Here is a 22,862-nt window from a genome sequence, read left to right as displayed (position 1 = left end):
AACCCCTTTATCAGAATGCATTTTCCGGTGGAAATGGCGATAGGATTATGTGAGTCTTGGCGGGTCAACAGGGCCGAGCATGACGAGTCACTAAGTCATAATGCTTACATCGGCCTAATCGGGTTTGTCCAGGGCGCATCGGCGTTTTTCACTGTTCTATGGGGCAGGGCATGACGGCTGGCTGAGGATATATCGCTGAACAGGGTGTCAGGAAAAAAGTGAAGAATAGGTATAATCGGTGCTTCTAGCCCATTTACATAAACGACTTATTCACCTTCGATCTCTTAAAAGCCGGCTCCTGATGGGGCTTTCCGTCACTCTGTTGGTACTGGCAGCCGCCATGCTGGGACTGACGTGGCAGATCGGCAAGAATATGCTCCAGGATGCCAACCTGACCCATCTGCGCTACGAAGCCAACATGCTGGCCGATGAACTCACGCAGCAAGTGGAAAACCGTATTCACGCTCTGCAGCGTTTAAGCGCGGCGATGGGCACCGCGAACGATACCGAATGGGTGCAGTATGAGCTGGCGAAGAACGACGCGCTCCTGGCGTGGTTCGAAGGTGTCATCGTCAGTGATGCGACGGGAACCATCATTGCGGATGCCCCCAGCATTGTAGGACGGGTAGGGCTTGATACCAGCGAGCTGGAGCATTTTCAAATGCTGCGCGGTACGCGTAGCCCCTATGTCAGCGAACCGTTCGTGGGGCGTGCCAGCAATATGCCTCTAGTCGTGATGGGCGTTCCCCGTCTGGATAGTGACGGGCGTTTTCTGGGCTTTATCGGCGGGGTCGTGAACCTTAATTCCGGAGGGCTCTTTAGCCGCCTGGCCAAGATTCGCCTGGGCGACTATGGCTACTCCTCGGTGTTTACCGCCTCGGGTCATATTCTCTATCACCCTAACGCGAACCTGGTCAATACGCCCATCGAAGGTATGCGCGATTACCCCTGGCTCGACCTGGCGCTGGATGGCTGGCAGGGCGATGGCCGGGGCACGCTTTTCAGCGGACGAGACGTGTATCAGTCTTATTCGCAGGTCTGGCCGGCCAACTGGGTAGTGGCGCTCTATTTACCCACCGACCAGGCCCAGCTGCCGCTATCCAATTTTATCTATAGGCTCTGGTGGATCTGGGTGGCACTCGCCTTGCTGCTCATGCCTTTGCTGTGGTGGCTTCTGGGGCGGATACTCTCGCCGCTGAATTTACTGGAATCGCAGATTGGCGAAGTGGGGCAGTCCAGGCGTTCCCATGTGGAACTTGCCACGAGCATGCAGGAGCTGCAGCAGGTAGCCGATACGTTCAACCGAGTCGAGGATGAGCGCCAGCAGCTGGTGTGCAATCTGCAAGAGCGGGAAGCGTTTCTGGATTCGGTGCTCAACTCCGCGCCGCAGGGAATGTTTGTAGCCGACTTCGATGGCCGCATTACTTATATGAACCCTGCGCTGCTGGCCATGCTCGATATTCTCCCGGACATATCGATGGAAGCCTGGCTGGAGCAGATTCACCTGGATGACCGCCAAGGCGCGGTCGACCTGTGGCGGCATAGCCTGCTGACGGGCAAGGACTACACGCGCCAGCTGCGTTTTATCAAACGCGATAACGAAACGCTGTGGCTGGACGTTCATGCGCGCGTGGTCATGCTTTCCCAGGATGGGCACTCGCTGGGGCTGGTCGGGGTTGTCAAGGATATCACCGAGCGTCGCGAGCAAGAGGCGCTGCAGCGCTGGGAGGCCGAACACGACCCGCTTACCGGCCTGCTCAACCGGCGCGGTTTCTTGCGCCGCCTGGAAGACGCGTTTGCCGATTTCCAGAAGACCAGCACCCCGTCTGCGCTGCTGCTGTTTGACCTCGATCACTTCAAGCCGATCAATGATGAAGGTGGCCACGCCCTGGGCGATGAAATGCTGCGTCGGGTGGCGCAGGTGATCGCCTGGGAAGTTCGCCGCAGCGACCACGTTGCGCGTCAAGGAGGCGACGAGTTCGGCGTGCTGCTGCCAAGCTGTACGCTGGTGCAGGCCCAGCGCATTGCCGAAGCGCTGCGTCAGGCGGTAAGCGAGGTCTCTGTCACCCAGGCGGGTAAACAGTATCATGTGACACTGAGCATGGGAGTGACCCGCTTCAATGACACCGACGAGACCGTGGAGGATTCGCTGGCACGCGCGGATGCCGCCAGCTACCAAGCAAAGAGTCGTGGGCGCAATGAAGTGGTGGTGAAGCTGCCCAGCGAGTTTGATCCCACGTCGCTATTCGACTGATGCCTTCTGAAAGCACCTTGCTCGTATAGAGAGGGCGATGGCGGTAGAATCAGCAAAGACTAATTTGACCAGAGTAACGCTGTGGATCTTGTAGAGCTTTTTTCGCGTACGCTAGATATTACCTTGCCCGTGTTTGCCATGGTGTTTATCGGCATCGTGTTGAAACGCCTGAAGCTGATTGACCGTACCTTCGTTTCCACCGCCTCGGCCCTGGTGTTTCAGGCGACGCTGCCCACCTTGATTTTCTTAAGCCTGATCAAGGCGGATCTGGGGGTCGCCCTGGATATACCGCTACTGGTATTTTTCGCCATCGCCACGCTAGGCCAGTTCTTTCTGAGCTGGCTATGGGCCCACTACCGCGTGGAATACGCCGAGCGGGGCATTTACGTACAGGGAGCGTTTCGGGGCAACGGCGGCGTAGTAGGGCTCGCCCTTGCCGCGGGCATGTATGGCAATTACGGGCTGTCCGCCGGCAGTTTACTGCTGGGCCTCGTGATCGTTCTCTACAACGTGCTTTCCGTGTGGGTGCTGTCTACCTATCAGCCGGGCCAGGCCACCAACTGGCGGGCCATGCTCAAGAGCATTGCCACCAACCCCCTGATCATTGCCGTAGTGGTGGCCGTCCCGTTTACCACGCTCTCCATCGAATTACCCCGCTGGGTCATGACCTCCGGTGACTACTTTGCGTCGCTGACCTTGCCGCTGGCGCTGATTTGTATTGGTGCCACCTTGTCCGCCGCCAGCCTGCGCAACGGCCGTCGGGTCGCGCTCAGTTCCAGCGTGATGAAAATGGTGGTGTTGCCGGGGGGGGCGACCATCGCGGCCTGGCTGGTGGGGTTTTCCGGCGAGCAGCTCGGTTTGCTGTTTCTGTTTTTCGCAAGCCCCACGGCAGCGGCCAGTTTCGTGATGGCCAAGGCGATGAATGGCAACGTGACCCTGGCGGCCAATATCATCGCCATGACCACCTTGATGGCCAGCCTGACCATCACGCTGGGGATCTTCGTACTGCGCCTGCTGGGCTGGATTTGACCGCGCCGGTTGGCCTTCGCGTGCCGGCGCGCTATACTACGCGCCCCATCTTGTTGATAAGTCCCTGTAGCTCAGTAGGATAGAGCAGCCGCCTCCTAAGCGGCAGGTCGCAGGTTCGACTCCTGCCAGGGACGCCATTTCGCTTCAACACCTGAGTCATACGCCTGAATAAGCAGCCACCCTGAGGGTAGGGTCAGGCAAATGCCGGGCCGTGGTCTGCTACCACCTTAATGGGGTGCGCCCTTCGAATTCGCTCTTGGCTTTTCTTGCTGTGATACGCCTTCCAAAGGTCGCTTTTTTGCTGCAAATTGAGCCAGAAGTCAGGCGTATTGCCGAAGACCGTCGCTAGCATAATGGCGGTTTCAGCGGTCAACGCTCGCTTGTTATTGCAAAGTTCGTTGACCAGGCGCGGCGTAGTGCCCATCTGCCGAGCAAGCGCCGATTGAGTAAGCTCCAGCGGCTCAAGAAATTCAAGTGTCAGCATCTCACCAACCGTGGTGGGCTTACGCTCTGTCATCATCATGGCGTCACCTATAGGTGTGCGGGTCTAAATAGATATCACTAGCCTGACCGTTAGACCACTGGAAGATCAGGCGATATTGCTTGTTTACTCGGATCGAGCATAAATGGGACAGTTTCCCGCTCAAGTGTTCGAAACGATTACCGGGCGGCACCCTCAAGTCAGCCTCCGTCACGGATGCATCGATCAAATCCAGCTTACGTTTCAATACACTCACTATTGTTGATTCGCGTCAGGAGCTTGGTGATGCCAGGTTGCCATTCTCATTTGATGTGCATGCAATGATTTATTCCGACGATGCTCCCTCTTTAGAACGCGAGCTTCACCGGAGATTCGCTAACCGCCAAGTGAACCGGCTGAATGCGCGTAAGGAGTTTTTCCAAGTTCCTATCTCGGAAGTTCGAGAGGTGGTTGATAGCCAACAAGCCGAAGTCCATTGGACGATGGCGGCCGAGGCGTGGGAATACAGAGAGTCCCTTGCTCTAGCTGGAAAGCAGTTGCAAGCCGTATCGTAGCGTTGATGGCTTGAACGCAAGCAGTGCCAGAAAGAGAAGCATAGATGAGGCTATTTAAAGTGGCAGTACCGGCGCTATAGGTCTGAAGCGCAAATGGAGTATGTGCCCAACCTGGACGATCTCGACGCCGCATAGGCAAAGGAAGCTGGTATGAGACCAACGCCCCGCCTGTGTGCGGGGCGTTCGTGTGTTAGCTTAGCGAGAGAAGGGCAGCTACTGAGCGCGGCCACAGACCGTCTGGCTAAGATGTTGCCAACCTCATACCCGCGTACCGGCCGCGCCCCATGGCGCGCTATCGTACCCCCGCCCCGCCTGCGCGCTAAATGTAGTGGTTTTTATGCACTCCTGCACACGCCGCCAAGCCGCGCCACTGCTGGGCTGGCTGGTGGGAACTGGGTGCATGAAAATCATGCGAATTCGTGCGGAGTTATGCGCTTATTAATGAGCAATATCTTCTTGGAAAATCTAAAGCTAGTATGATGACTTATGTGGAAAATTACCTTATTCCTGAGTAGGCTTAATTTGGCTCCAACGTACTACAGAGAAAATAGCATCAAGAGTTATTTATAATGCGAATGAATGTCGGTTAGAAATTTTCAGTTGATACTCATGCCTTAACCATATACTAAATTTATCGGTAGTTTGATAAACGCTCTTAATAAGAAAACAAAAGGGGAAGGGTTCATGAAATGGATTAATGCTAAGCAGTTAGAAGAATGGGGAAATACAAGAACATCTGAAACCGAGTTTCCAGGTTTGGTTTCAGATTTAATACTTGCAACAGTAAATGAGATTAATGCAATACGTTTTCCTACTGGTGAAAAAGGCCAGGTTAGAGGATTTGATGGTAATCTTATCTCAGGAGTTGAAGGTTTGAATATACCAGAAGGTGCTTCTTTATGGGAGTTTGGTACAGAAGCTAATTATAAAAAGAAAGCAAATGACGATTTTGACAAAAGAACTAAAGAAGTAAGTTTAAAAGAGCAACAAGAAACAACTTTAATTCTAGTTACCACATTCACTTGGGACTCTTCGAGTTCAAATAATAAAATAGAAGATTGGGTTTCTGAAAAAAGGAAAAAATCTAATTGGAAGAATGTAAGATTAATCGATGGTGTTCAGTTAGAGACTTAGTTAGATAGGTGTCCAGGTGTAGCTGCATGGCATGCTAAAAACACACTTAAAAGAATGCCTGTGCACGGAGTTAAATGTACGGATGAATATTGGAAGTTTTTTTCAAACCGTTTTAAACCGGCGTTAACTGAAGAGGTTGTACTGTGTGATCGAGAGAAACAAACAAAAGAACTCTTATCTTCTTTGTTAAGCGGCCCACAGCAAATAAACATAGTTGCGGATTCAGTAGATGAAGTCATAGCGTTTGTAATTTCTTCAATTAGGAAAGCAGACCCTAAAGTTAGATTGTTTTTAGAGTCAAGAACGCTTATTGTAGATACTCAAGAAGCTGGTCGTATACTGTCTTTAAATCCGAATTTAATTCTGATATTAAATAAGGAAGTGACGGATTCTCCTGGAGCCTTAGCAACAAATTTCCCTATTATTGTACCCTTAAGCCGTAAACATAAATTTGATAATAATAGAGTTTTAGATAGACCCAGTAGTTATTCAATGGGCGAAGCTTTAACTACTATGGGCTACTCAAGATCTGAGGCAATGACGCTTGCTAGGGGATTTGGACGCAGCCTTACAGCACTTTCTCGACATATACCTGGAGGAAGCCGCAAAGACCCCAATTGGATAGGTCAATCCCGTCTATTTCTTCCTGCTTTGATTGCAGGCGCTTGGGACGCTGGAAATAATTTAGATAAAGAAGTTATAGAATTACTTTCCATAAGATATGAGTATAAAGAATATGAGAGAGAATTGAGACCTTTTTTAAAGCAGGAAGATTCTCCGTTTGATTGTGAGGGTTCGATATGGAAGAATCGTGCGCCAATGGATGCTTTTATTCATATAGGGAATTTAATAGATGTTGATTATTTAAACGATATTAAACCTATTTTTTCTAAAGTGTTTGGAGATTTGTCAGAAGAACCTGATCCAAATGATCTTGTCTCATTTTCCGCCTCTCAGCCCGTTAAGTATAGCGAGTGGTTACGTGAAGGACTGGCCACTACTCTACTGCTAATCGCAGTGTGGGAAAAGCAGGCAGATTTAGCAATACCTAATGGCTACGGCCAAAGATTTGCTGATGAAGTAATGAGGTCGTTCCCTGGTCTAAACACGGATTATCGATTATTAACTAGCTTAAGAAATGAATTACCATTATTAGCAGAGGCAGCACCGGTCCCTTTTTTAGATGCCCTTGAGTATATGCTTGAGGGTGATGGTGAGCTTATATTGCCAATATTTGATGAGGTTCCAGGTTATATAACATCAACCTCATATCATACTGGGGTGCTTTGGGCCTTAGAAACTCTCGCATGGAGCGATATCTATTTCAATCGAGTTAGCTTAATTTTAGCAAGACTAGCTGAAATTGATCCTGGCGGATCAATGAGTAATCGGCCAATTTCTAGCTTAACCGAAATATTACTTTTATGGCATCCAGGTACTAATGCTACCCTTGAGGCTAGATTATCTGTTTTAGATCAGATAATAGAATACTATCCTGATGTAGCTTGGGTGGTTCTACAGAAATTATTACCTGAAGGCAGGGGAGTATCATTTGGTACAGAAACGCCTAAGCTTAGAGAAACTTCAAATTCTACTGTTACATATGCTGAGCTATGGAAGTCCCAAGAAAAAATTGTAGATCTTATTATTTTAATGTCGGCGGACTCAGTAGAGCGTGTCCATAGTTTGATTTCCCATTTGGTGAAATTTAGAGCTGAAGCTAGAGGTCAAGCATTAAAGGTAATTGACGATAAATTAGAAAGATCAAGCAAAGAAGATAAAGAACTGATATGGAAGTCCTTGAGGGAAGAAGTGCGCAAGCATGAGTACTTTAATGATGCGCAGTGGGCATTATCTTCAGAAGACTTGGTGGCTATTAAGTTACTATTAAAAAAACATTCACCTGAAGATCCAATTGTTGAGATTTCAGAATTATTCGATAACTCATTGTATCTTTCTAGAGATAACGAAAGCGAAAATAAAGATCGTATTAAGGCATTGCAAAAATTAAAGTCTGAATTTGGACTTCACAAAATCATTGACTTAGCTAACGCTTCTAGATCTTCCTATTTGTTAATTAGTGCTATTGAAGAAGCTGATTTTACTAGTGAGGATATCAAGGCATTACTTGATGAAAGTTTTAATTCAAGCCCTGGTAGTGAGTTTACGATATTTCTGTCAGGAGCTTATAGAAGCAAAACTGATAGAAATACCTCATTAAGTTGGATAAAGGAGAAGATGAGTAATAATGAGGCGGAGATATCTAAGCTACTATTAGCATGGCCAGTTGATAATGGCACATGGGCAACAGTTCGCCGTTTAGGTGAAAAGGTTGAAAGAGAATATTGGGTTAATTTTCATCCACGTTGGGTAGGCGGTTCAAAAATAACACTGCTTAAAATAATTTTAAATTTGCTAAAATATGAACGCTCTATTGCGGCATTGCAAACAGCAATGAATCGTATTAATGAAATTCCTACCCGTCTTGTACTACGTATTTTAGATGGTTCAGTGTCTGAATTTAATAGTGGAAGTGTTGTACCTAGTACAATGATTCAATACGAAATCGGCAAGGCATTTGAAAACCTTGATGAACGAGATGATATTGCTGAAATGGATATTGCGTTACGGGAATATTCACTCTTTCCATTGATTGAACATCAGGAACGTACTCTGAAGCTTCATAGTATTATTCTTAAAAATCCAATCTTTTTTAATAAAGTAATTCGTGATGTATATAAAGCCAAAAATGAAGATAAGAAAGACGATACATTAGAGAGCCGTGAACGATGGAAACAAGCTTATTCGCTACTATCAAGCCTAGAAAGCGTTCCTGGGTTTGAGTATTCACCATATTGTCAAGATAACCTAGCAAGTTGGGTGGCTGAGGTTTTAGAGTTAGGGAAGAAAACTGACAGAGAAGAAATTACTAAAAGTGTAATAGGGCGCATCTTTGCACATGCGCCAGATGATGAGCTAGATAAAGCTTGGCCACATCGTTTTATTAGAGATGAAATAGAAAAAATTAGCAGTAATGCTCTTGAAGAAGGGTTGCAAATTGAGCGTTTTAATATGCGAGGCGTAACCACAAGAAATATGAGTGATGGAGGTAATCAAGAAAGAGTCTTAGCTAATAAAAACAGAGAATATTCTGCTAAAGCTACTAAGTGGCCCCGCACCTATAAAATGTTAAACGATATAGCTGATAATTGGGACGCTCATGCTGAGCGAGAAGATTTAGCAGCGAGGCAATGGGGACTTCGAAGCTAGCCGTCCAGAGCTAGCGTGTTCATTAAGCCTTTTCCTTGTGGCTAGGTTTTTTTGCAAAGAGCCTAACCTCTTACTCATCAGGTGGTCATTTTCCTTAGTATGGTATATTGAATGGTATATTAAAGATATAGTTCATATGGTTAATTATATAAATTTCAATGGCTTATTGTATTTTATAGACTCCTGCCAGGAACTAAATATCCTGCGAACCTCCACGCCCTCCGTAACGCCTTAAAAATAACCTCTTGCAAAACATCCCGACAGCTCTCAAACATCGATTACCCTTCACCAATCAGTCCATCCCATACCAATAGACCCCCAAGAACAAAAGCCACACCCTCAAAATATTAGCCGCCTGCTTTCTTATACCGTTACCTTAGTCTACTCAAGCCAACGACAAAGATTCCTACACAGCCGACTACCGTGCATGCATGGACGCCTCTGGCGGCGTTACGCAGGCGATGGTGGCGTGGTTCAGAATCAGCGCCTGAACGACGCCTACCGCAGTATACGCCGGGAACTGTCCGACGCGCGGCAACAAGCCTTGCGGGATGCCCAGCGCCTTTGGATCTCCTACCGCGATGCCCACTGCCGCTTCTACGCCACCGCGGACGGTACGATGGCCCGGGTGATCAGTAACGCCTGCTTTTTACGGGCGACCGCCCAGCGTGCCACCGAGCTCAAGAACATGCATTAGCCTTACGGGCCAGATGCGCACTTTTCGTAAGGCTCTCATGCATTGACTATAGTGAATGATTGGGCCTGCCTGTATGAAGCGGGCGGGTCTCTGTCTGGATAGCCGGACGTGATCAATCAGGAGAGATGTATGATTCGCTATAGTTGGCCAGCAGTGTTACTCGTCGTGCTTACCGGGTGTGCCGCCCAGGGCTCGAACGGGCAAGAGCAGGCGCAGGAAATTGCCGTGAATTACTGTGAGCGGGAAGGGGGAGAGGTCGTCACCCGCCAGGAAGGCTCGACCTCGCGTCAGTACTGTCACTTGGTGGAGGGGCGCGTCGTGGAAGTGAACCGGCTTTATCGCGGTGAAGGCCTGCGCGCGATCGATCAGTAAGGTTATGCCGTGCAAGCGTTCATCCAAACATCCCAACGCCAGCGAAGGCTGGCGTTGGGTGCAGATAGAAAGGGATTCAAGCTACTCGAATGCCCATTCGTCTATTGACCAAATTTCTCGTTTTCACCCATGTCGGGCTTGGCGTCTTTTTGAAAGTTGGCCTTGGCAATTTCATAAAGCTGATAGGCTTTGCTCTCGTTTGCCTTCCAGTGCTCGCCCATCGTCACCTTGATTTCCAGAAGGGTGAGGTCGGGGTCGTCCTTGCCTTCGGGAAACCAGGCGGCCACGAAGGGGTTCCAGTATTTTTCAATCAGCTCGCGGTTATCGTTCAAGCTGGCCGTCCCGGATAGAGAGACGTAGATACCGTCTTCCTGGTCAGAAAAGCTCAGGCAGACATCGTGATCCTTTTCAGCCTCGAACACCTTTTCTGCGCTGCGGCGGGTAAAAAACCAGAGGGTCCCGTCGTACTCTTCCTGTACCAGGTGCATCGGGCGCGCTCGGGGCATATCGTGATCCAGGGTGACCAGCATGCCCACCTTGATGTCCTTGACCATCTTCCAGATCTTCTGCTTGTGTTCGGGGCTTGACATCGCTTCATACTCCTTATGAATAAGCTTTGAACATTGGCAATGCATGATGATGCGCATTGCTGGATGCCCCGCTAAGCATAGTCGAACCTGGTAGAGGTTGCCTTTGAGAAACAGACTTCTGGAGGTCGGAAATTTTTATTTCAAGAAAACATCATTCATGAATGGTTGGATTAAGAAATAACTATTTATATTAGTCATAATTTTTTAATGATTGATGCAGATTAAAACAGTCCGGTCTAATATTTCATTATGTTATTCTTATTACATTGACTTACGCCCCGTAATATAAATATATATTTATAAAGCGTGAAATATTTGGCATGGAAAACCCGTTGATAAACTATTTTTCAATAGTTAATTTAAGCTATAATTGATAATTGTTAATACGTAACATACATTAAACTATAACGCATTGTTTTGTAGTTTCTTACTTTTGTACTAAAAGCGCTTCACTTAGATAGCCTGAAAACAAAAAACCTTGTATTAATTTTAACAATAACAGCATGTTGACCTCTGATGTTAAGTCGGTTTTGATGGCTGACGTCCTTAAAACAATTAGAGGCCGGGAAATGTCCATTCAAGCGAAAGTGTCGTCTCTAGAAAACGATGTCACGGCTGTTTCAGCCAATGAGTTCAGCAATACCATCGTTTTATCTGAACCTGGTCAGGTGCTTTTGCAGGTTGAGCCCGAAGATATAGCGTCGTTGTTCCGCGATGCCAACGATCTGGTGATCGAGCTGGGTAATGGTGAAACCTTCCGGGTCGTCAACTTCTATTCTGATGTCTATGCCCAGCCTCCAAGCAGATTCTATTTAACCGGTGCCGAAGACCAGTTGATCCCCGTGGATCTGACAACGTTGGCGAATGGGGAGATCACGTATGTGGCTTACTATCCCGAGGGCCAATACGCAGGGTTTGAGTACTCTCGTCAGATAGCCGGGCTTTACGGCGAGAATGCCTTGGCATCTTCGGCAGTGGGCGGGGCCAGCCTGGCGGGCGGCACTGCGGTTGCAGCTACCGCTGCGGCAGTCGGCATCAGCTCGTCAGGAGCGTCGGCATCGCCCCCGCCACCGGTAGACAGCAGTGAAGACGGCGTTGCCGAGCCCATCAGCCCAGACGACCCCGTTGAAGACGACGATGGCGACCCGACCGCCCCCGGTGAGCTTGATCTTCCGGGCGGCCCTGCCGAACCGGATGATCCCGGTAATTCCGATGAGCCGGTTACCCCTGGCGTGCCGGATGACCCCGGCGATTCCGATGAACCGGTCAGCCCCTCCGTGCCGGATGAGCCCGACAACCCCGAAGTACCGGTTGACCCCGTCAACCCCGAAGAGCCTGTCAGCCCCCCAGTGCCGGATGAGTCCGGCAATCCTGAAGTGCCGAGTGAACCAGTCACCCCCGGCGAGCCACAAGGACTGTCTGCGCCAACGCTTGCGCTTGCCAATGATACGAGTGAGGGCGATCTCACCACCAGCGACGGCACTGTCATGGTGAGGAGTCTCCACAATGGCGCCCGCTGGGAGTACAGCCTCGATGGCGGCGCCGCCTGGGTGGACGGTGAAGGCAACCGCTTCGTCGTGCCCGAGGGCGAATATGCCCAGGGACAGGTGCAAGCGCGCCAGATTGACGCGGCAGGCACGACCAGCGCCGCTGGCGTGCTGAGTGCGGTCATTGTCGATACCACGCCACCGCCGGCGCCCACCGCCAGGTTGGCCAACGATACAGGCGAGGTCGAAGGGATCACCAGCGACGGTCGGGTCGACGTCAGTGATATAGAAGCCAACACGACCTGGTGGTACAGCCTCGACGGCGGCAGCACCTGGTTGCAGGGAACCGATAGCGCCTCTTTTTCGCTACCCGAGGACGTGTATGACACTCGCCAGGTACTGCTGCGTCAATTCGATATCGCCGGCAATGTTAGTGCGCAGGGCAACCTGGGGGCGGTCGTCGTGGATCAAACGCCGCCACAGCCGCCTACGCTGGCGCTTGCCAGTGATACCGGCCTGGAGCAAGGCGTAACGGCAGACGGGCGGATTGAGATCGAAAATCAGGAAGAAGGAGCTTTTTGGCTACTCAGTCTGGATAGCGGCAGTACGTGGCAACGCGGTGTCAGCAGCTTTTTCATACTCTCTGAAGGAGCCTACACGCAGGGGCAGGTACAGGTTCGCCAAATCGACCAGGCCGGAAACAGCAGTGACGCCACGGCGTTCGGGCCGCTTACCGTCCGCTTGATGGTCGATACCCCGGATGATCCGGCACTGCCGGAAGCACCGACACTGGCCTTGGCGAACGATACCGGCGACATCGACGGGATTACCTTTGATGGTACCGTGCAGGTAGGCAACTTGATCGAGGGGGGACGCTGGGAATATAGCCTGAATAGCGGGGCTACGTGGCAAACTGGGGTGGGAACGCAGTTTGTTCTACCCCAGGGGCTATACGCTGCCGGCCAGGTACTGGTGCGCCAGACGGATGCTGCAGGCAATGAAAGTGGGCAGCGAACGATCGGTAGCGTTCTAGTGGACGCCACACCGCCCGAGATGCCCTCCCTGGCACTTGCCAACGATACCGGCACCACGAACGCCGTCACTGCCGATGGCACGGTGATGATCGGTAATCTGGAGCCCAACGCACACTGGGAAATAAGCTACGACGCCGGCCAGACCTGGCAGCCCGGCAATGGCGATCGCTTCATCTTGGCCGAGGGGGACTACTCGTCGGGCCAGCTCCAGGTGCGCCAGGTCGATCGGGCTGGCAATACCAGCCTTGCGGCTCCGCTGTTCGTGACCGTCGACGTGACTTCCCCGGACGCGCCTACCCTGAGACTTGCAAGTGATGCGGAGGTCATCAACACCACCTCGGTCGCGGTGGACAACCTCGAAACGGGCGCGCTCTGGGAATACAGCCTGGATGGCGGCGACACCTGGAAGATGGGCAGCGGTAACCGTTTCGATCTGCCCGAAGGGCGTGTCACTGACGGGGAGGTGCTTGTACGCCAGACCGACGGCGCTGGCAATGAAAGCCTTACGGCTTCGCTGCGCCCGGTCATCATCGATATTACGCCGCCTTCGGCGCCGGTGATCTCTCTGGTGGCGGAAAGCGGCATCACCAATGACGGTACCGTCACGGTGGAAGGCATCGAAGCGAACGCGAGCTGGCAATACAGCCTGAACGCAGGCGCGACCTGGGCCCTGGGCGAAGGCGCAAGCTTCAGGCTGCCTGGAGGCGAGTATGCGGCGGGGCAGATACTGGTTCGCCAGACCGATAGCGCCGGTAACATCGGCGAGCCGGCCAGCCTGGGTGTAATCGTGGTCAACATCACGCCGCCGCCGGCACCGCTTTTGACTTTGGCCAATGATACCGGTGATGTGGCTGGGGTGACCGCCGATGGCACTGTGCTGCTGGGTAATCTCGACCCCGCTGCGCGTTGGGAATATAGCCTGGACGGGGGCGCCAGCTGGCAGCCAGGCGTCGGTGATCGCTTCGTTCTTGCCCAGGGGGCCTACGGCGAGGGGCAGGTTCAGGCACGCCAGATCGACACCGCCGGCAACATCAGTGCGGTGGCCGAATTTGGCCCGGTCAGTGTCGATCTCACCCTCGATTCACCGACGAATCCGCAAGCGCCGGCCGCGCCCATTCTTGCCTTGGATAACGATACCGGCGAGATGGATCGCATCACCTCCAATGGCACCGTACAGGTAGGCGGCTTGGTGGAAGGCGGCACCTGGGAGTACAGCCTGAATGGCGGCACTGCCTGGGTGGCCGGTCTGGGTGAAAGCTTCACTCTGACGGAGGGTAACTACGCCGCCGGTCAGGTACTGGCACGCCAGACCAGTCCGGAAGGCCTGACCAGCGCCACCTTCACGCTGGGGGCGGTAACCATCGACCAGACGGCCCCCGGCGTGCCGAACGTTACGCTGAACACCGATACCGGCGATATCGACGGCATGACCACCGACGGCACGGTGGTGGTAGATAATCTCGACCCCGCAACCTTCTGGGAGTATACCCTGGACGGCGGCTCGACCTGGCAACCCGGCACCGGGGACCGTTTCATTCTGCCCGCAGGTAGTTACGCGACGGGAGATGTTCGCGTTCGCCAGACCGATGGTGCCGGTAATGCCAGTGAAAGTGGTTCGCTGCCCCCCGTGACCGTGGTTACCCAATCGCCCCGTACGCCCATGATCGAGCTGGCCGGTGAAGGGTTGACCAATGACGCGACGGCAACGGTAAATGGCTTGCTGGAAGGCGCCACCTGGGAATATTCGCTGGATAACGGCGTGACCTGGCAAGCCGGCCAGGGCAATACCTTTAGTATGCCCGAGGGCAGCTACTTCGCCGGTCAGATCCAGGTTCGTCAGACCGATGGCGCGGGCAATATCAGCGCGCCAGGCCCGCTGGGCGCTGTGGTGATCGATCTCACCGAGCCTGGCGAGCCCACGGTCGCGCTGGCAAGCCAGGCTTTTATAACCCGCGACGGTACGGTCGACGTCGGCGACCTGGAGCCGGGAGCGAGCTGGGAATACAGCCTTGACAGTGGCCTGAGCTGGATAACCGGAGAAGACAATGGCTTCGTGCTGGCAGAAGGTGAGTATCAGCCCAACCAAATACAGGTTCGCCAGGTCGATGCTGCCGGCAATGTAGGCAAGCCGGTGGCACTAGGGGCCCTGATCGTGGATACCACCGAGCCAGCGCCACTGACGCTGACGCTTGCCAACATGGGCGAAGCGCCGGATGGCGCCATCACCGATGGCACCGTGCAGGTGGGCAATCTTGAACCAGACGCTCGCTGGGAGTACAGCCTGGACAGCGGCGAGACCTGGCAGCGAGGTGTCAATGATCGCTTCGTTCTGCCGCAGGCCAGCTACGCCGAGGGACAAATACGGGCGAGACAGATCGATGCGGCGGGTAATGAAAGCCCGGCGTCCGGGCTTGGCCCGGTCACGGTCGACCTGCCCGTCGATCAGCCCACAAACCCGGAGGCACCCGCTGCACCGACGCTATCGCTTGCAAGAGCGACCGGCGATGTCCCGGGCGTTAGCAACAGTGGCCTTGTAACGGTCAGTGGCCTGCTCGAGGACGCCGAGTGGCAGTATAGCCTGAACGGGGGAGTCAGCTGGTTCCAGGGGTTCGGCGCGTCTTTCAACGTCCCCGAAGGGACTTACCTGGCAGGCCAGATACAGGCACGCCAGACTGCTTCCAGTGGACTGACCAGCCCCACATCCACGCTTGGCACCCTGACGGTGGATATCACCGCGCCAGACAGGCCCTCGGCGACGCTTCGCAATGACACCGGCGAGATAGAGGGTATCACCACAGACGGTACGCTTGAGATCCAGAGCCTGGAGGCCGGGGCCCGCTGGGAAATCAGCCTGAACGGCGGCGCCACATGGATGTTCGGCACCGGCGACCGGTTCATTTTACCCGAAGGGCGCTATGCCACCGGCGATATTCGCCTTCGTCAGACCGACGCGGCGGGTAATGTGAGTGCTGAAAGCCTTCTTGACGCGATCGAGGTGGATAACGAGCTTCCTGATTCCCCCACCCTCGACCTTATAGGCGGCGTCATCAATAACGACGGCACCGTACGCGTAAGCGATATCGAAGCGCGTGCACGCTGGGAGTACAGCCTGGACGGTGGCACCAGCTGGACGCCTGGCCGAAGCACCAGCTTCACGGTGGCGGAGGGCAACTATGCCGCTGGCGCCGTACAGGTTCGCCAGACCGATGGGGCAGGTAACGTCAGTGCACCGGCGCCGTTGGAGGCGTTCGTCGTCGATCTGACGCCGCCGGCCGCGCCAACCGTGACGCTGGTGGATGCTCGCGCCATCACCAATGAGGGCACCGTGGAAATCGGTGGTCTTGAAGAGGGTGCCACCTGGCAATACAGCCTGGACGGCGGGAATACCTGGCAGGCGGGTGCGGGAGCCGGCTTCGTTCTGCCTGATGCCGAGTACGCGCTGAATGACGTACAGGTTCGCCAGACAGACACCGCCGGCAATATCGGCGCGCCGGCCAGCCTCAGCGCGGTGGTGGTCGATACCACCAGACCCGACGCCCCTACGCTTGGCCTTGTCAACGACACAGGCGATATGGGTGACGGCGTCACGGCAGATGGCACGGTACAGGTCGTGGGGCTGGAGTCGGGCGGGGTCTGGGAGTTCAGCCTGAACGGCGGTGCCACCTGGCAGCGTGGCCTGGGGGATCGCTTCGTCTTGCCGCAAGGCGAGTACGCTGAGGGTCAAGTGCGAGTCCGCCAGTTCGATGCGGCAGGTAACGTCAGTGACGTGACCGAGTTTGGCTCGGTGACGATTGACCTCACCATCGACTCGCCCGTGGAGCTTGAAGCACCGGGCACACCCACCCTGAATCTGGCCGAAGATACCGGCGAGATAGATGGCCTCACCCGTAACGGCACCGTCAATGTCGGGGGCCTTGTGGCAGGAAATACGTGGGAATACAGCCTGGACGGGGGCGATACCTGGCTTGGCGGCACCGGCGAAAGCTTCTCGCTGGAAGAGGGCACCTACCCGGCCGGCCAGGTCCAGGTGCGCCAGGCCGATGCCGAGGGCCTGACCAGCGGCATAGCCACACTGGGCGCGGTCACGGTCGACACCACTGCTCCAGGCGCGCCGACCATAGCGCTTGCCAACGATACCGGCACGCTTGACGGTGTAACCGCCGATGGCACGCTCTTGATCGGTAATCTGGAATCGAACGCCTACTGGGAGATCAGCCTGGACAGCGGCAATACCTGGCTGGCGGGCATGGGCGAGCGCTTTATCCTGCCCCCGGGCAGCTTTGCGCCAGGCGTCATTCAGGTTCGCCAGACCGACGGAGCGGGTAACGTCAGCGAGGAAGGAAGCCTGGAGGCGGCGGTGAGCGTCGTCACTACGCCGCCGGCCATGCCTGGTCTTACCCCGGTAGGCGGCGCGCAGATCACCAATGACGGCACCGTGGAAGTGGACGGCATTGAAGACGGCGCTTTCTGGGAATACACCCTGGATAACGGCGGGACCTGGCAGGCAGGTACGGGCGCTGATTTTGTTATCCCGGAGGGGATCTATGTCGTAGGCGACGTTCAGGTACGCCAGGTCGATGGCGCGGGCAATATCAGTAGCCCGGCGCAGGTAGGTGCTATCGTCATCGATACCACCAGGCCCGAGGCACCTACCGCCACTCTGGCGGACGACCGTCCGGTCACCAATGATGGCACCGTGAACGTCGGCGGTCTGGAAGCGGGTGCCACCTGGGAGTTCAGCCTGAACGGTGGTGATACCTGGCAGGTGGGTGCAGGCGTAAGTTTCGTCATTCCCGAAGACAGTTATCCGGCCAAGGGCGTACAGGTACGCCAGATCGACCGGGCCGGTAACGTCAGCCAGGCGGCCGAGCTGGGTGCCGTCACGGTCGATGTTACCTCACCTGGTGAGCCGTCTATTTCGCTGGCGCTTGACGGCGAGATCATCAACGCTGAGACGGTCAGCATAGCGGGCGTTGAAGAAGGTGCCACCTGGGAGTACAGCTTGAATGGCGGGCTTGCCTGGCAGGCGGGCGGGGGCGACAGCTTCCGTCTTCCCGATGGCGCCTACACGCTGGACGCCATTCAGGTTCGCCAGTATGACGTTGCCGGTAATGTGAGCCCGGTGGCGGTACTTGGTCCGGTTGTTATCGATACCGCTGCGCCGGTAGCGCCCACGCTTGCCCTGGCCAACGATACCGGCGGCGGCGTCACCGCCGAGGGCTCCGTGCTGGTGAGCGGGCTTGAGCCCGACGCCACTTGGGAGATCAGCCTGGACGGCGGCGATAACTGGCAGGCGGGTGCGGGTACGAGCTTCGTCCTGCCCGAGGGGAACTATGCCCCAGAGCAGGTGCTGGCACGCCAGACCGACCGAGCGGGCAACACAAGCGGTAACGGCGCGCTCGATCCGGTAAATGTCGATGTGACCAGCCCCGGCGGCGAGGACGGCCTTGATGCTCCCTTTATCATACTGCCGGCGCTGGTGCGCGGTTTCATCAACGCTGAGACCGCCGAGGATGGAATCGAATTAGGCGTCATGCTGACCCCCGGTACCCAGGCAGGCGATACGTTGACCGTAACCGTGGCGGGCACTGCCGATTACGATTATACCGTTACCTTGGAGGATATTACCGAAGGCATGATGCGGGTGGAACTGCCCAGCGACTATTCCGATGGTAGCTATACCGTCGTTGCGGTCATTGCCGATGCGGCAGGTAACGCCTCGGCCACTTCCAACGCGCTGAGCTTTGTGCTCGATACCACCGCACCGAGTGATACCACCACGCAGATCGTGATCGACTCGATCACCGACGACAACATCATCAATATCGCCGAGGCGGATAGAAGCGTTCAGATTACCGGGCGCGTGACGGGCGAGTTCAGCCCTGGCGATGTGCTAAATCTATCCGTCAATGGGGGCGAGTATAGCGCTAGCGTCGGGCCCACCGGCGCCTTCAGCGTGACGGTACTGGGCAGCCTGTTGGCAAGCGCCACACCGCCCGAGGTGGCTTTTGCGCTTCGGGCAAGCGATGCAGCGGGCAATGTGGGCGTCATCCAGGCAAGCCACACTTATGCGGTCGATCTCGATACGCCATTGATCACGATCGCTCCCTTGGCCGGCGATAATGTTCTCAACAGCCAGAACATCGCCAACGGGCTCGTGATCACCGGACCGGTCGAGGGCGCACCGGAGGGCGCGACGGTGACGCTGAGCATTGCCGGCGCCACGTTCGAAGGCACTGTGGAAGGCACTGGCTGGAACGTCAGGGTTCCGGCTGCCTTCTTGGGCAACCTGGCCAACGGGGCCTTTGCCATGGTGGCCACGGTAACCAGCGCGGCCGGCAACGTGGGCCAGTCGGCATCAATCGAGGTTCGGCTGGATACGCTTTCCCCGACGGCGACCATCACCGTGTCCGACACCCTGATTGGCGCAGACGATGAAGCGCTGGTCACGTTCAGCTTCAGTGAGGCGGTCACCGATTTTGCCCTTGAGGATATTCAGGTGTCGGGGGGCACGCTGGTTGATCTGACCTCTCAAAATGGCCTCATCTGGACGGCCGTTTTTCAGCCGGGGCCGGTTTCCGGCCAGGCCAGCATCACGCTGCCCGGTGGCACCTATACCGACCTGGCGGGGAACCCGGGCGGCCCGGCGAGTCTTGACGGCATCACGGTGGATGTCGATGCCCCGACGCTGAGCGCCATCGAGTTTGCCGTCACCGATCGCCCGCTCACCTCGGCGGAAACCACCGAGGTGACGTTCACCTTCAGCGAGGCGGTCTCCGGGCTTGCTTTGAGTGATTTCATCGTGACCGGCGGGCGCCTCTCCAACTTGAGCGATACCAACGGCGGCACTACCTGGACGGCGACCTTCAGGCCCGATGGGGTGGCAAGCTCGGCCTCGATCACCTTGTCCGACGGCAGTTATACCGATCTGGCCGGCAACCTGGGCACCGGCGGTGCCAGCCTTTTACTGGCCATCGAGATCTTGCAACCGGTACTGATGATCGAAGCCTCGGAGGATGGCTGGATCAACGGGCTTGAAGCGACCGGCGCAGAGGTTCAGGTCGGTTTTGGTGGCCTCCCGGTGTCGGAAGGCGAGGTGGTTGCCCTTGACGTGTTCGCCCGCGCCGGGGGAGAGCTGCCCCTGGGGGCAAGTATCGCAACGGTTTCCTATACCCTGACGGCGGCGGATATCGCCAATGGCTACGCGAGCTTTTCGCTCGGCATCGACGCGGAGTACGCCTTCCAGCCCGCCGGGGCGCAGGTGCGAATCGGTGATAGCGCGACCTCACCGCCCGTCGATTTCGTGATCGATACCGTGCCCCCCGGCCGCTCGGTGGCAGGCGGTGTCGAGGTCGCCGGCAACGGTATCGCTCTCGACACGCTGCTTGCCCCCGGCGAGGGCCTTCGCCTGCGTATCGGAGGTGATCAGGACACCCTTCGCGTGCTCGATACCCAGAACTATCCAGGGCTTCTAATTCAGGATGACAGCGGCCAGTACGTGCTTGATCTGTTCGCGCTGGCACTCAACCTGCAGGAGCTTTTCGGCGATGATCCGGGGAGCCTATTCGATCTTCGAAGCCTCGATCTGCAGCTCGTAACCTACGACCCTGCGGGTAACGAAGGCGAGGTCGTGACCCTGAACGACTTCAACATCCTGGGTCCGGTGGTATCACTTCTCGATTTCACTGGCTCGCTGGTCGGTGTGACCGACCCCGGCGCCTCGGTGGCGCTCAGCATTCGCCTGGCGGGTGTGACCCAGACCGTCACGGTAGCCTCCGACGCCAACGGCGCATTTAGCGTGGACCTGTTCGCCGATCCGCGTCTGAGCTTCAGCCTGAACGATCTGCTGACGGCCTCCATCACGGCGGTGGCAACGGATGCCCAGGGCAACCGCAGTTTCTCGCCCATCACGGTAAACCTGGTGGATCTGCTGCCGGTACCGCTTTCCACGCTGGTTTTGAGCCCGATCACCGATCTGGTGTCGGGAACCGCCGGCGTGGTCGGGCCGCTTTCGAATATCGTGCTGCCCGAGGGCCGCGAGCTTTCCGTCACGCTTAACGTCGGGGACCTGGGCTCGGTCAATGTGCCTGTCTCGACAACGCCGGGAGGGCAGACATCCCTTGATTTGAACGCTGCGCTGAACTCCGCGGTAACGTCCTTGAACCTGCTGGGTGGCGTGACAGGGCTTCTGGCCGGGCGGGGCGCGACGCTCACCCTCACGTATGCGCTGACGGACGATAACACCGGCACCACCGAGATCGGCACGACCGAGGTTGCGCTACTGGGTGGCTCGCTTCCCACGCTCACGTTCGGCAATGTACGCGAGACCGCCATCAACGGTACCAGTGATGCAGATGTGATCATCGTGGACGCCGGTCAGTCCGTGCAGGCACTGGGCGGTGATGATCTCATCGTGCTGAGAAGCGATCAGTTCGTCAGCATCGACGGCGGCTCAGGCACCAATACGCTGCTCCTCGAGGGGCGTCTGGACCTGGATCTGGCGGATTTGGGGCGCATCAGCAACATTCAGCGCCTGAACCTGGGCAACACCGCCAGTACGCTGACGCTGGATGTCGAAACGGCGAATGCCCTGGCAAGCGATGGCGACATGCTGCAGATCATTGGCGGTGACGCCAGCCGCCTGACTATTTCCGGCGCGGCAGCGCTTGGCACTGCCACGGTCATTGATGGCGTGAGCTATCAGCAGGTCGGGCTTGGCGCTACCACGGTGCTGGTCAACGAGGGAATGCCTCTGGGCTTCGTGCCCACCATCAACCAGACCGCCGGCTACATCGTCAGCGGCGGTGGCGAAGCGGGCGCCATCGTGGCCGTGCAGGTAGGCAGCACCACCTACAGCACCCAGGTCAACGAGGCGGGGGAGTGGCGTCTGGTGCTCGACCGGCCGGCCCCCGCCAACAGCCAGATCCAGGCGGTGGTGAGCGGTGAAACGACCGATGTCGTCACTGTACCGTACAGCGTCGCCCCACCTGTGGGGCTTCAGATTCGTACTCCCCCCTTGCTGGGACTATTGGCTTCTTTCCTGGAAGGAAGTGCGCCGGGTGCGCAGACCGTTCGGTTGGATGTCTATCAGGACGATCTGTTCACCTCGCTTCGCAGCTCGAGCATCAACGTGAACAGCAACGGAAGCTTTTCGACCAATACCACCGTACTCAGCGATTTGCTCAATAGCGTTACGGGGCTTCTGGTGGGCAATCAGGGGGTCAACGTCGGCTTTACCGCCGTGCGCAGCGATGACTCTCACAGCACGACGGAAGTAATCAACTTTGGTTCGGCAGAGTCGGTGTTCGCCAACCCGTTAGGCGCCATCGGTAGCCTGCTGGGGGGCGTGACAGGGGGGCTTTTAGGCAGAACCGACGTCTTGTCGGTCTCGGGCTCCTATTATGATGGCAGCGACAGCGCCGATATCGTCCAGGGCAGTGCGCGTGACCAGACCTTCGTCACCGAAGATGGCAACGACGTGGTGATCAGTATCGGCGGCCGGGACACCATCGATACCGGCTCGGGTGACGACGTCATCGTATTGCGCAGTGCCCAGTTCGAAAGCATCAACGGGGGCGAGGGCTTCGATATCGTCGCGCTGGGGTCGGGTATCAGCCTGAATCTGACCAGCCCTGCTCTGGGCACTATCAGCAACGTCGAGCGTATTTCACTGGGCCGGGGAAATGGGGCCAACCGGTTAACGTTGGATAGAGACGCCCTGATTGAGCTCACCGATGATGATAACGTCTTGCAGATCACCGGCGACAGCCAGGACCGGGTTGATCTGGCGGGCGGAAACTGGACGCGAACGACGACCCCGCAATCCCTGGACGGCGTGGTATTCAACGAATACATCAACCTGGATGCCGTCTTGTTTGTCGAGCAGGGCATCAACGTGATGGAGGTGGCTTGATTCATAATCTGACAAGAAGCGCACGTGACACGTATAAAAAGCGCCCC

The 22,862-nt window shown here is 55.7% G+C and carries 11 protein-coding genes and 1 tRNA gene; 9 read left to right on the top strand and 3 right to left on the bottom strand.

What is annotated here, in order from left to right; translation table 11 throughout:
* Positions 1–301 precede the first annotated feature (301 nt).
* The 3 genes from ACWF8S_RS10890 to ACWF8S_RS10880 all read left to right on the top strand — a co-directional run bounded on the left by ACWF8S_RS10890 (position 302) and on the right by ACWF8S_RS10880 (position 3,420).
* Positions 302–2,254: a sensor domain-containing diguanylate cyclase gene (locus tag ACWF8S_RS10890; RefSeq protein ID WP_447553339.1), complete on the top strand. Its 1,953-nt coding sequence runs from the start codon at positions 302–304 to the stop codon at positions 2,252–2,254.
* 81 nt (positions 2,255–2,335) lie between these two features.
* On the top strand, positions 2,336–3,283 hold the full coding sequence (locus ACWF8S_RS10885; protein ID WP_447553338.1) for an AEC family transporter: 948 nt from the start codon (positions 2,336–2,338) through the stop codon (positions 3,281–3,283).
* 60 nt (positions 3,284–3,343) lie between these two features.
* Positions 3,344–3,420 (top strand) — tRNA-Arg (locus tag ACWF8S_RS10880).
* Between the two features lie 56 nt (positions 3,421–3,476).
* Here the strand turns inward: ACWF8S_RS10880 and ACWF8S_RS10875 are convergent.
* Positions 3,477–3,806 (bottom strand): HigA family addiction module antitoxin, encoded by a 330-nt coding sequence (locus tag ACWF8S_RS10875; RefSeq protein WP_447553337.1) that lies wholly within the window; start codon positions 3,804–3,806, stop codon positions 3,477–3,479.
* Between the two features lie 4 nt (positions 3,807–3,810).
* Entirely contained in the window at positions 3,811–3,978 is a 168-nt protein-coding gene (locus ACWF8S_RS10870; protein ID WP_447553336.1) for a type II toxin-antitoxin system RelE/ParE family toxin, read from the bottom strand.
* On the opposite strand from ACWF8S_RS10870, the gene ACWF8S_RS10865 reads away from it, so the two are divergent.
* From ACWF8S_RS10865 to ACWF8S_RS10845, 5 genes are all read left to right on the top strand, one after another.
* A complete protein-coding gene (locus ACWF8S_RS10865) occupies positions 3,899–4,318 on the top strand; it encodes a GIY-YIG nuclease family protein (protein ID WP_447556586.1) in 420 nt (139 codons plus the stop codon). The genes ACWF8S_RS10870 and ACWF8S_RS10865 overlap by 80 nt on opposite strands.
* A 684-nt stretch (positions 4,319–5,002) precedes the next feature.
* Positions 5,003–5,452: a hypothetical protein gene (locus ACWF8S_RS10860; RefSeq protein ID WP_447553335.1), complete on the top strand. Its 450-nt coding sequence runs from the start codon at positions 5,003–5,005 to the stop codon at positions 5,450–5,452.
* Between the two features lie 60 nt (positions 5,453–5,512).
* The gene (locus ACWF8S_RS10855; RefSeq protein WP_447553334.1) at positions 5,513–8,722 is read left to right on the top strand and encodes a hypothetical protein; all 3,210 of its coding nucleotides are present in this window, start codon (positions 5,513–5,515) and stop codon (positions 8,720–8,722) included.
* A gap of 427 nt (positions 8,723–9,149) precedes the next feature.
* A complete protein-coding gene (locus ACWF8S_RS10850) occupies positions 9,150–9,419 on the top strand; it encodes a lysozyme inhibitor LprI family protein (RefSeq protein ID WP_447553333.1) in 270 nt (89 codons plus the stop codon).
* A 129-nt stretch (positions 9,420–9,548) separates the two neighbouring features.
* Positions 9,549–9,791, top strand: a complete 243-nt coding sequence (locus tag ACWF8S_RS10845) for a DUF333 domain-containing protein (RefSeq protein WP_447553332.1) — start codon at positions 9,549–9,551, stop codon at positions 9,789–9,791.
* Between the two features lie 101 nt (positions 9,792–9,892).
* Here the strand turns inward: ACWF8S_RS10845 and ACWF8S_RS10840 are convergent, their stop codons facing one another.
* Positions 9,893–10,381 (bottom strand): pyridoxamine 5'-phosphate oxidase family protein, encoded by a 489-nt coding sequence (locus tag ACWF8S_RS10840; protein WP_447553331.1) that lies wholly within the window; start codon positions 10,379–10,381, stop codon positions 9,893–9,895.
* A 569-nt stretch (positions 10,382–10,950) separates the two neighbouring features.
* Here ACWF8S_RS10840 and ACWF8S_RS10835 point away from each other — a divergent pair.
* Positions 10,951–22,815, top strand: a complete 11,865-nt coding sequence (locus ACWF8S_RS10835; RefSeq protein ID WP_447553330.1) for an Ig-like domain-containing protein — start codon at positions 10,951–10,953, stop codon at positions 22,813–22,815.
* The last annotated feature ends 47 nt before the right edge of the window (positions 22,816–22,862 follow it).

The sequence above is a fragment of the Vreelandella xerophytica genome, from assembly GCF_968048975.1.
Note: the sequence above shows the minus strand (reverse complement) of the source record. Positions and strands in the feature narration are given on the sequence as shown.

What these genes read in the sequence shown, in the direction of transcription:
- ACWF8S_RS10890 (WP_447553339.1), top strand. Translation starts at nt 302, where the DNA reads ATGGGGCTTTCCGTCACTCTGTTGGTACTGGCAGCCGCCATGCTGGGA.
- ACWF8S_RS10875 (WP_447553337.1), bottom strand. Translation starts at nt 3,806, where the DNA reads ATGATGATGACAGAGCGTAAGCCCACCACGGTTGGTGAGATGCTGACA.
- ACWF8S_RS10860 (WP_447553335.1), top strand. Translation starts at nt 5,003, where the DNA reads ATGAAATGGATTAATGCTAAGCAGTTAGAAGAATGGGGAAATACAAGA.
- ACWF8S_RS10850 (WP_447553333.1), top strand. Translation starts at nt 9,150, where the DNA reads ATGCATGGACGCCTCTGGCGGCGTTACGCAGGCGATGGTGGCGTGGTT.
- ACWF8S_RS10845 (WP_447553332.1), top strand. Translation starts at nt 9,549, where the DNA reads ATGATTCGCTATAGTTGGCCAGCAGTGTTACTCGTCGTGCTTACCGGG.
- ACWF8S_RS10840 (WP_447553331.1), bottom strand. Translation starts at nt 10,381, where the DNA reads ATGTCAAGCCCCGAACACAAGCAGAAGATCTGGAAGATGGTCAAGGAC.
- ACWF8S_RS10835 (WP_447553330.1), top strand. Translation starts at nt 10,951, where the DNA reads ATGTCCATTCAAGCGAAAGTGTCGTCTCTAGAAAACGATGTCACGGCT.